Origin of the sequence: Rhizorhabdus sp., from assembly GCF_018006725.1 — a bacterium.
Classification (GTDB): Bacteria; Pseudomonadota; Alphaproteobacteria; order Sphingomonadales; family Sphingomonadaceae; genus Rhizorhabdus.
In genome coordinates, this window is sequence record NZ_JAGMXV010000023.1 from 24520 (window position 1) to 34446 (window position 9927).

Below are 9927 nucleotides of genomic sequence, written 5' to 3' on the forward strand. Positions count from 1 at the left end.
ATGAAAGAAGCTGCCGTCGAGAAGTACCTACGCGAGCGCGTTGAAGCGCTCGGCGGGCTGTGTGAGAAGTTCACGAGTCCTGGCCGGCGCGGCGTGCCCGACCGCCTCATCACATGGCCGGGTGGGCGTATGGAGCTGGTCGAGACGAAATCCCCGCGCGGCGGGCTGCGCGTCGCGCAGTACCGCGACCACGAGCGCCGAGCCGAACGCGGGGTGCGGGTATACGTTCTGTACTCCAAGAGTGAGGTGGATGGCTACATCGCTTCGCAGGTTCGCAGCCGATGATCGCTCAGCCCTTCACCCCGCGCGCATATCAAACGATCGCGCGAGACTTCATCCTGGAGCACGAGCGCTGCAATCTCTGGGCCGTGCCCGGCTTGGGTAAGACCGCCACTATCTACACCGTGCTCGACATCCTGAAGCTCGCGGGGAGCGGCTTTTTTCCAGCGCTCGTCATCGCCCCCAAGAAAGTGTGCGAACTGACCTGGCCTGCGGAGCAGAAAAAGTGGGCCGACTTCACCGACATGCGCGTGATCCCCATCCTTGGCGAACGCGACGCCCGCGACGCCGCGCTCCTGCGCCGCGGCGATCTCTACGTCATCAATTACGAGAACGTGCAATGGCTCGTGGGCGCGCTCAAGAAGCGCTGGCCGTTCCGCATCGTGATCGCGGACGAATCCACGCGTCTCAAGAATTTCCGCATGGGCCGCGGCGCCTCGGGCAAGCGCTCGCTCGCGCTCTCCGATATCGCCCGCCAGGTGGGCCGCTGGGTGAACCTCACGGGCACGCCTTCCCCGAACGGGCTGCGCGATCTCTGGGGGCAAAACTGGTTTGTCGACTTCGGGGCGCGACTGGGCTCCACGCATGAAGCGTTCATGCAGCGCTGGTTTTACCAGAATCCCTACGATCGCTCGGTGAAGCCCCGAGACGGAGCCGAGGTCGAAATCCACGCCAAGATAGCCGACGTGACTCTCGCCTTGCGCGCGGAGGATTGGCTGGACGTGCATGAGCCCCATCACTTCACCACGGTCGTCGAGCTGCCGCCCGAGGCGCGGAAGCTATACACGCAGATGGAGCGCGAGTTGTTCGCGCGGCTGCGCACGGGGGAGATCGAGGCGGTGAACGCCGGCGTTGCCTCGGGGAAGCTGCTACAAATGGCGAGCGGCGCCGTGTACGATGCGCAGCAGATAGTCCACCCCCTGCACGATGCCAAGATAGAGGGCCTCCGCAGCATCGTCAACGAGCTGGCGGGGGAACCCCTGCTAGTCGCCTACTGGTTCAAATGGGAACGCGACATGCTATCCGAAGCCTTCCCGGAGCTGCGCTTCTTCAAGACCGCGCGCGACGAAGCGGACTGGAATGCGGGGAAGATCCCCATCATGGCGGTGCACCCCGCTTCGGCCGGTCACGGCACCAATTTGCAGTACGGTGGCCGCGCCATGGCGCATTTCACGCACACTTGGGACCTTGAACTCTACCAGCAGGTGTGCGAACGTATCGGCCCGGTGAGACAGTTGCAGGCCGGCCTCAACCGCGCCGTACTCCACTACGACATCGTTGCAAAAGACACCCTGGATGAAGAAGTGATCGACCGCAGAACGTCGAAGCGCTCCGTGCAGGACGCGCTGATGCTGGCCCGCGCTCATCGGGGCGACGAGTGAGCTTCCGCGAGTACCTTCAGCACGGCTGGAAGCTCTGCGTCATCCCACCGGGCTCCAAAGGCCCGACGGGCGCCGCCGCTACAGGCTGGAACCGCCGCGACCGCGCGATCAGCGACCCCTCCCTGGGGCCGCAGATCGCGGGAGCGGGGCTCTGCCATGCGTGGAGCGGAACCTGCGCGATCGATGTGGACGACTATCCGCGGGCGCGGGATTATCTGGCCGCGCAAGGCGTGGACCTCGACGCGCTGATGAACGCGCCTCAAGCCGTGCGCATCAACAGCGGACGGCCAGGCCGCGCAAAGCTGCTGTACGCGCTTCCCGAGCCCTTGGCTTCTGTCAAGCTCGGCCCATACGAGCAGCAGAGTCCCAAGACGGGCAAGCCGCAGACATATCACGCTTTGGAGCTGCGCTGCGCGACGGCTGACGGGCTCACCGTGCAGGACGTACTGCCGGAGACGATCCACCCCGAGACAGGCCGCCCATACACCTGGGCTTATGGGGATGACCTCATCGGCCACTGGTCGGCCCTCCCGGAGATGCCTGAAGCGCTGCGCGCCATCTGGCTCGCGCAGCTCGGGCCGACGCGCGAGAACGCTGGCCCGGTCGCTCCAGTCGGGGCAGAGTTCGCCGAGATCGAAACGCTACTCGCATCCTTCGGGCCGGACTGCGCTTACGAGGAATGGATCCGCATCGGCATGGCGGTCCACCACGAGACACAGGGTAAGGGCTTTGCGCTCTGGGACGCGTGGAGCGCGAAGGGCGGAAAGTACAAGGGCACGGCGGATCTGCGCGCTCACTGGGCGTCGTTCCGATCGTCAACGTCGAACCCGGTGACACTCGGCGGCTTGCGCGCCGCAGTGGCCGTCAAGCCCGAGGACTTCCCGCTCGATGAGCCCTCGGCCGCCGTAGCGCCCGACGCCGCGCCCGAGGACATGCGCCCCAAGGCTGTCGTGACGCGGCTACTGGAGTCACGGCTGGTGTTCATCGCCGGGCAGGACGCCTACTACGATCTGGGATCGAAGGGCGGTGCGTGGCTCACCGATCGCGGCATTCGTCACCTTTTCTGCCCGCACATGCCGACGATCCAGACAACGGGAAAAGACGGCGAGCCAAAAACCACGAAGCCGGATCCCGTCGCCCACCTTCGAGAATCCAAGTCCAAGCTCGTCGTTGACGCAGTAGGGTTTCACCCCGGCGAAGGGCGTATCTACACCGAGGACGGGCTGCGCTATGCCAACGCGTACCAGCCCGTCGTCGTCCAGCCGCTTCCGCCGCGCCCCCAAGAAATCGAGGCGTTCGAGTTTCTCTGGAGCCGGTTGCTTGACTCCACTTTTCAGCGCTGGCTTCTGTGTTTCTACGCGCACGCGCTTCAGCGGCCCGGCGTTAAGATTCAGACCGCCCCCGTGCTGTACAGCGAAGCGACCGGCACGGGCAAGAACACGATCGCCAAGGTGATCCCGGAGCTGCTGTTCGGCACGCGCTGGGTGCGGACCATGACGGGGCAAGTGCTGAGCGGCAACTTCAACGACGTGTGCGGTGAGACGTGGTTTCTCTACCTGGAAGAATTGCGGACTGGAAACACGAAGCTCGATCGCCTGCATACTGCTAACAAGCTCAAGGCGTGGATCACCGATAGCTTCATCGAGATCCATCCGAAGGGCCGCAAGCCTTACGACATCCGAAACCGCATCCAGGTGACGGCAACGAGCAACTTCGATGATGCGCTCCAGCTCGACAATAACGATCGCCGTTGGGCGGTGTGCGAAGTGAACGGGAAGCCGCTCACCGAGCGCGAGTCGACCGATCTATACGCCTTTCTGAAAAGCGAGCGCGCCCCTGGCGTGCTGCGCAAGATATTCATGGACGCCCCGCTCACCGGCTTCAAGCCGAGCGGGCGCGCGCCGAACACGCAGGGGCGCACCGCCATGATCCGCGCCGGCCTGGGGGTCTGGGAGTCCAAGATCATCAACATGATGCTGCGCGGCGACGAGCCCTTCAACCGCGATCTGTTCACGCTGACCGATGTAGCTGAGCGCCTCGGAGCGGCCGGGCCGAACACGACGCACGCGCTGAGCCGCGTGTTGCGCCGCCACCCTTTCAACTGCACCCCCATGCCTGCGAGCGGCCGAGTCGAGCGCCTCTGGGCCTGGCGGAACAACAAGCTCTGGCTCGCCCGGACACCGCGCCAGCGCTCTGACTACTTGGACACCGGCGAGCGACATGGCACGCTTCTTGCGTGGTCAGACGACGTGCCGCACAACATCCAGATGATGAGCGCTGAAGCCGACGCCGACGAAGCCACCCATTCCCAGGCGCTTGCAGATTGCGCCGATCTCCTGTAACGAGGTAACATCACGTCATGAGCGCCATTCTGACCTTTCTCGGCGGCGGAGCCTTCCGCGCCATCTGGGGCGAGCTCGCCTCTTTCATGAGCAAGCGACAGGAAGCCAAGATCGAGCTGGAGAAGCTCAGGCTCCAGAAAGAGATCGACGCCGCGCAGCACTCCCAGAACCTCGAAGCCCTGAAGCTCCAAGCTGAGCTGGGCGTCAAGACGATCGGCGTGCAGGCCGACGCGGACGTGTCCCGGAGCGAAGCAGAAGCCTTCAGGGAGGCGATGGCGCGAGCCGCTATTCCGACAGGGATCCGGTGGGTCGACGCCTGGAACGCCGCTATCCGGCCGTCCTTCGCGACGATTGGCCTGACCCTCTGGGGGCTGTCCCTCTGGCGGAACGAGTGGCATTTGACAGAATGGGATCTGTCCATGATCGGCGCTATCGCGGGCTTCTACTTCGCCGACCGCTCGCTCCGACACTTCCGCAAGTGAGCGATTCCGACGCCGCTGCCGTGGCCCGCGCCCTGATATCGCGCTGGGAGGGCTTTCGCTCGCGGCCCTACTTATGTCCGGCCGGCGTGCCCACCATCGGCTACGGCTTCACGCACTACGCGGACGGGACGCGCGTCACGCTCACCGATCCGCCGATGGAGCGGGCGGCCGGCGACGCGCTGCTCGATCATCTGCTGCGCACGAAGTACCTGCGTGCCGCAGCGGTCCTTTGCCCGACCCTGAGCGATCCGGGGCATCTGGGCGCGATCACCGATTTCTGCTTCAACCTTGGTGCAGGGGCATTGCGGGCGAGCACGCTCCGCCAGAAGATCCTTCACCAAGACTGGAGCGCGGTCCCAGGCCAGCTACGGCGATGGGTCCGCGCACAAGGCCGCATCCTGCCGGGGCTCGTTGCCCGGCGCGAAGCGGAGGCTGCATACTTCCCACCCACGGAGACCCTATGAACGCCAAGACCAAAGCCAAGGCCCGTACGCTCGCCGATTTTCGCGCGGCGCACGATCAGTCCGTCATCGTCCCGAACAAGCTCCGCACCGCGCTGGCTCAGCTCCAGGCGGAGGGCGGCGACGAGAACTGGGAGTACGAATCGGATTTCCTCCGCCGCGCGGGGGTGTCGAATTCGGTGATCGGCCAGTACCGCGACCAGTTCGCCACCCACATCGCCTCGGTGCGGGTCTCGACCCACGGCGGGGGCTTCAAGCGCATCTGGATTGCGACCACCAAAGCGGCCGCGAAATTCCGCGCCGTAACAGGAGAGAGCGATGGCTAAGCGAACCCTGGCCGACTTTCAGCAGGTACACGATCCCCGCACCATCCTCGCGCGGATGGAGGCGGAGCTGAAGGCGGCGCAAGCCGAGAGCGCGGACGCCGTTCGCATCAAGGAAGTGATCGGCACGCTGAGCGCGCGGCTGCACGAGACGGCGCCGCCGAAGTGGGCACTGTCCCCCGAACCGGCCAAGAAGGACTCCCCAGGGGTCCCGACGCTGTTCCTGTCGGATCTGCACTGGGGGGAAGTCGTCCACCCCGCGCAGATCGGCAACGTGAACAGCTACAACCTGGCGACCGCGCGAGCCCGCCTTCGGCATACCGTCGAAACCGCCGTGAACCTGCTGCGGATCGTAGATGCCAAGATGAGCTATCCGGGTATCGTGGTCCCGCTCGGCGGTGACATGATCTCGGGCAACATCCACGACGAGTTGCAGGCCACAAACGAGCTGAACACAATGCCGACTGTGCTCGATCTCTACGAGCACCTGTGCGGCGCTATCGCTCTGCTGGCGGATACATTCGGCAAGGTGTTCCTGCCGTGCGTGTCGGGCAACCACGGGCGCGACACACGCAAGACGTGGAAGAAGGACCGCCATCACACGTCGTTCGATTGGCTGCTCTATCAGTTTCTCGCGAAGCGCTTTGCGAGCGACCCCCGCGTGACCTTCCAGATCCCCGACGGGCCGGATGCGCTCTACCGCATCTATGGGCTGCGCTATCTGCTCACGCACGGCGATCAGTTCAAGAGCGGCGATTCCATCATTGGCCCGCTGGGTCCGTTGACGCGAGGCAATCAGAAAAAGCTCGCGCGTAACAGCGCTGTCGATCAGGCATACGATGTGATGCTCGCGGGGCACTGGCACCAATACATCCACCTGGAGCGCCTCATCGTCAACGGCTCGATGAAGGGGTATGACGAGTTCGCCTATGACTCGAACTACGGCTTTGAGCCGCCGCGGCAAGGCTTGTGGCTCACGCACCCGAAGTATGGCATCACCTACCGGATGCCGGTGTTGTGCGAGACACCAAAGGCGCCGAGCAGCTCGGCGTGGGTGAGCGTAAAGTGAGCGCCGTCTGGTATCTGGCCGGCCCCATGACGGGCCGGCCGCAGTTCAACTACCCCGCCTTCATCGACGCCGCCACGCTGCTGCGCACGCTCGGGCACACGGTCATCTCCCCCGCGGAGCAGGATCCGCCCGAGATCCGCGAAGCGGCCCTGCGCTCCGCGACCGGCGATCTTGCCGACATCGCTCGGCTCGGCGACAGCTGGGGGAAGGCATTGGGCCGCTGCGTCGAGACGATCGCTGACCGCTGCACGGGAATCGTGTTTCTGCCCACCTGGGAGCGTTCACGCGGCGCCAGACTCGAAGCGATGACGGGGCTGCTCTGCGGGCGGGAGTTCGCCTACTACGACCCGTCTGGGGGCTCGGGGCTTTACCCGCTCAGCGCTCGACGCGTCCACGACATCCTGAAACGGAACCTGCCATGAGCCTGCCCACGGACGACGCAGCGCGCAAAGCGCTCCCGATCTTCGATGGCGTGCTGATGTATTTCCCAGATGCGGTTGCAGAAGTCGCCGCGGTGTCCAAAGCGGGAAACGATCAGCATAATCCCGGCGAGCCCTTGCACTGGGCGCGCGGTAAGTCGATGGATCAGTTCAACACCGCCCTACGACATCTGATGGACCACCGGCTCGGCACCGCGCGGGACACGGACGGGCGAATGCACTTGGGGAAGGCCGCGTGGCGGGTGCTCGCCGCACTCCAGCTGGCGCTAGAGGCTGAAAAAGAAACCGGCGCGGCAGCTTCCGCCACCGCGCCGGGCTTCTCTGTCGCCGGCAACTAAGCTGCGTCCCTGAGCTTGTCCGCCAGTGAGCCGTCCGTGAGGGCGCGCAGCGCCACCATGATCGCGGCGACCAGCGAACCCGCAAGGGCCGGGGCCGTCGCGATCCACTCCTGCACCGGAGCGGACACCACGCTCAGGAAGGCGATCAGGGCCGCCACCCAAACGGTCTTGGACTTCAGTCCACCGATGATGATCTTGTCCACGTTGCTCTCCTATAACACCCAGGGCTCGATCACTGACGCAGCAGCGTGTGGAGAATCTCTTTGTGATTCTCCGCCACGGTCTGCTGCAATTCAGTGAGGCGGGATTCTACCCGCACAATATCGGTTCGGGTAGCGTGCTCGGCTTCGACCTTCGCCAGCCGGTCGGCCAGGGCGCGATCGTCGTCAAAGTGGCGCTTTCCCATCCACGCAATGACGCCAACGAGCGCGACCCACGCTTTGTCGAGAAGATCGTACGGACTCCAATCCATGTGCGGTGCTCCCACTGGCTGCCCCTAGTCTATCACATGAGCCCGGCCGCGCGAGCGTGCTGCGCTATTCGCGCGGCGGATAGCTTGGAGCCGTTGTAGAACGCCACGTAGCCGATGAGCATCTCGGCCGTGGCGCCGGCGCCGCCATCGAGTCCGATCGCAGTGACGAGAGTCCCTGACCCCCCGGAGGGCTCGTTCGCGTAGCCGATTGTCGCGACCGGCGCGCCATCGACGTAAAAGGCCACGGTGTTCGCGGTGCCGTCCTTCACCATGGCTAGATGATAGGTCTGTCCTTCAACGAGTGTGACGCCGCTGGCGATCGTGACGTTGGTTCCTGCGCCATACTCCCAGAAGCACCCGATTTCCAGCGTCGAACTGACATTGAAGTACGCTTGGTAGTTCGCTGCTTCAGTCTCGCCGGACCCCGAGATCGAGAACAAGCGGTAGGTGTTCGCGCCAGCCGCGCGGGTGTTGACGATCGCTTCGATCGTATAGTCGCCCGTCAGCGGGTAGCTCAATCCAAGCCCGGATGTCGCCTGAAAGCCGTTTGATCCCGAGGCGATCAGAGCAAACAGTGCCGCAGCCGCCTCCGTAACCTCGCTCGGCACTAGAGCGCCGGCCTGATACGTGACGGAGCCCGCCAGGGCGAGATCCACCCCGGCCGAGCCGTAGTCGATCAGATCCCCGCTCGCCTCGTCGCACTTGTAGAAGGCCGTCGGGGAGTCGGCCAGGATCTCCTCGGCCAACGTGGCGCCCCACGGCGGCGCGTTCTGTGTCGGAGCGCTCTCCCACGCAAAGCCGTTCCACGTCAGCACGTCGTTGTAGGTCGGAAGCGTCGGGATGTCGACATCCGTGAGGGCGGACAGCGCGGGCGGGTCGACGTTGACCCACGCGCTGCCGTTCCACTGAAGCATATCCCCGGTTGCGAGCCCCGTGAATGTCGTATCGCTCAATTCTTCGAGCGTCGCGTCGACAGCGACGATCGGGTTGCTGGGATCGGATGCGTCAACGTTGATACCCGTGCCCGCGACGATCGTGTCGACGATACCGCCGCCCCCGCTGCCGCCAGCCGCCGGATATGGGATCCACGCAGAGCCGTTCCACGTCAGCACGTCGAGCAGATCGGGCAGCGTGGGGATGTCCACGTCGGTCAGATCCGCTAGAGCCGACGCCCCCGCGGATGGAGGCGCATTTTCCCATTCTGCGCCGTTCCACGTTAGTACGTCACCGTAGGTCGGAAGGGTCGGAATGCTGACATCCGTGAGATCGTCGAGCGCGGCCGTCAGATCCGCTGTCAGCGTCGCCGCTGTGTCGTCGTAGGTGAAGTTGATCGTTGCGGAGTCGGTCATCAGATCGCCGATCAGGTCCTCGACGTATTCCGGCAGCGCGACTCCGCCCACCTGCGGCGGTGTCGTGAAGTTCCACGAGCCCGAAATCTGCGCGGCCGCCGCCTTCATGGGGTATTGCGGATGATCGTCGCCAACCTGGAGCCCCGTCAGGCTGCGGTGCGCCCCCGTGCCGCCAAGCAGCTCTTGGAGATCCTCGATCGTCGCGACATCGCCATCAGGGAGCCGAAGGTTTTCGCCGATCGTGGCGCCCCCTTCCGAGTCGATGATGACGACTCGGCCACCGGCGCCGTATACGGGAACCTTGACCTTCGCCATGGCTCAGGGGCCGGCCGGCGGGGCGAGGGCTTCGCCGAGCGCGGGCTTCTTGCGCGTGATGAGATCCGCGACGAGCTGCCCCTTCTCGCCTTTCACGACTTCGCGCGGGTTGCCGCGCTTGAGCGCCGCTTCGACCGCCGTGGGATTCGTGTACCGGACTTCGATCTCCCCCTTCCGCTCCATCGACTGAAGGGTTCGAAGGAAGGCGACGGTCATGGTGCTATCCCCGACGAGAGGCGTCGTCGTCCGCTCGGCCTCATCCAATGCCTTGCGCACCAACGCCTGCCCCGGCCGAATCTCGCCCGGCGCTTTCTTCCCTTGCAACTCGTCGGCCACCTTGATGCGGTGAATCTGGAGCTGGCCCTGCTCGTTTTTCTTCAGCGCGATGAAGCCGATGTCCTGCCCCTTGTCGCTGACCTTCAGCACCGTGGAGCCGTGGATGATAGCTTCGTCTGCCGGGTTGACGCTCGCGCGCGGCTTCTGATTCCGCGACAGCTCCAGGGCTGGCGGCGGCTGCTCCGTCGTGACCGGCATCTCGCGCTGCGGCGGCCGCGCCATCGGGCGTTCCAATTGAAGGTCGCCGGCGAGCTGATTCGCCAGCGCCGGCATGGCTTGCGTCCGGCCTGGCGAGGGCGCCAATCCGAGATCGCCCGCCAAGCTCTCGGCGTAAGCGTT

The 9927-nt window shown here is 64.9% G+C and carries 13 protein-coding genes; 9 read left to right on the top strand and 4 right to left on the bottom strand.

Annotation, left to right across the window (positions count from 1 at the left end):
• The 9 genes from KAY22_RS05660 to KAY22_RS05700 are packed head-to-tail and all read left to right on the top strand — an operon-like array spanning position 1 to position 7116.
• A complete protein-coding gene (locus tag KAY22_RS05660) occupies positions 1-285 on the top strand; it encodes a VRR-NUC domain-containing protein (RefSeq protein ID WP_296621000.1) in 285 nt (94 codons plus the stop codon).
• Positions 282-1661 carry a DEAD/DEAH box helicase gene (locus tag KAY22_RS05665; protein WP_296621002.1) on the top strand — a complete coding sequence of 460 codons (1380 nt, stop codon included), beginning with the start codon at positions 282-284 and terminating at the stop codon, positions 1659-1661. The genes KAY22_RS05660 and KAY22_RS05665 overlap by 4 nt, the downstream gene beginning before the upstream one ends.
• Positions 1658-4003 carry a PriCT-2 domain-containing protein gene (locus KAY22_RS05670; protein ID WP_296621004.1) on the top strand — a complete coding sequence of 782 codons (2346 nt, stop codon included), beginning with the start codon at positions 1658-1660 and terminating at the stop codon, positions 4001-4003. The genes KAY22_RS05665 and KAY22_RS05670 overlap by 4 nt, the downstream gene beginning before the upstream one ends.
• A 17-nt stretch (positions 4004-4020) precedes the next feature.
• Complete coding sequence (locus KAY22_RS05675) at positions 4021-4485, top strand: hypothetical protein (protein ID WP_296621006.1); 465 nt, start codon at positions 4021-4023, stop codon at positions 4483-4485.
• On the top strand, positions 4482-4949 hold the full coding sequence (locus KAY22_RS05680; RefSeq protein ID WP_296621009.1) for a lysozyme: 468 nt from the start codon (positions 4482-4484) through the stop codon (positions 4947-4949). The genes KAY22_RS05675 and KAY22_RS05680 overlap by 4 nt, the downstream gene beginning before the upstream one ends.
• On the top strand, positions 4946-5272 hold the full coding sequence (locus KAY22_RS05685) for a hypothetical protein (RefSeq protein ID WP_296621011.1): 327 nt from the start codon (positions 4946-4948) through the stop codon (positions 5270-5272). The genes KAY22_RS05680 and KAY22_RS05685 overlap by 4 nt, the downstream gene beginning before the upstream one ends.
• Positions 5265-6338: a hypothetical protein gene (locus KAY22_RS05690; RefSeq protein ID WP_296621013.1), complete on the top strand. Its 1074-nt coding sequence runs from the start codon at positions 5265-5267 to the stop codon at positions 6336-6338. The genes KAY22_RS05685 and KAY22_RS05690 overlap by 8 nt, the downstream gene beginning before the upstream one ends.
• Positions 6320-6760, top strand: coding sequence for a DUF4406 domain-containing protein (locus tag KAY22_RS05695; protein WP_296621015.1), 441 nt, complete (start codon positions 6320-6322; stop codon positions 6758-6760). Before KAY22_RS05690 ends, KAY22_RS05695 begins: the two co-directional genes overlap by 19 nt.
• Positions 6757-7116 carry a dATP/dGTP diphosphohydrolase domain-containing protein gene (locus KAY22_RS05700; protein ID WP_296621017.1) on the top strand — a complete coding sequence of 120 codons (360 nt, stop codon included), beginning with the start codon at positions 6757-6759 and terminating at the stop codon, positions 7114-7116. The genes KAY22_RS05695 and KAY22_RS05700 overlap by 4 nt, the downstream gene beginning before the upstream one ends.
• On the opposite strand, the gene KAY22_RS05705 is transcribed toward KAY22_RS05700, so the two are convergent.
• From KAY22_RS05705 to KAY22_RS05720, 4 genes are all read right to left on the bottom strand, one after another.
• Positions 7113-7319: a hypothetical protein gene (locus tag KAY22_RS05705; protein ID WP_296621020.1), complete on the bottom strand. Its 207-nt coding sequence runs from the start codon at positions 7317-7319 to the stop codon at positions 7113-7115. The two genes, KAY22_RS05700 and KAY22_RS05705, sit on opposite strands and share 4 nt — an antisense overlap.
• 29 nt (positions 7320-7348) lie before the next feature.
• A complete protein-coding gene (locus KAY22_RS05710) occupies positions 7349-7588 on the bottom strand; it encodes a hypothetical protein (protein WP_296621023.1) in 240 nt (79 codons plus the stop codon).
• 32 nt (positions 7589-7620) lie between these two features.
• Positions 7621-9252: a LamG-like jellyroll fold domain-containing protein gene (locus KAY22_RS05715; protein WP_296621025.1), complete on the bottom strand. Its 1632-nt coding sequence runs from the start codon at positions 9250-9252 to the stop codon at positions 7621-7623.
• 3 nt (positions 9253-9255) lie between these two features.
• Positions 9256-9927: hypothetical protein (locus tag KAY22_RS05720; RefSeq protein WP_296621027.1), on the bottom strand; the 672-nt coding region annotated here is incomplete at its 5' end.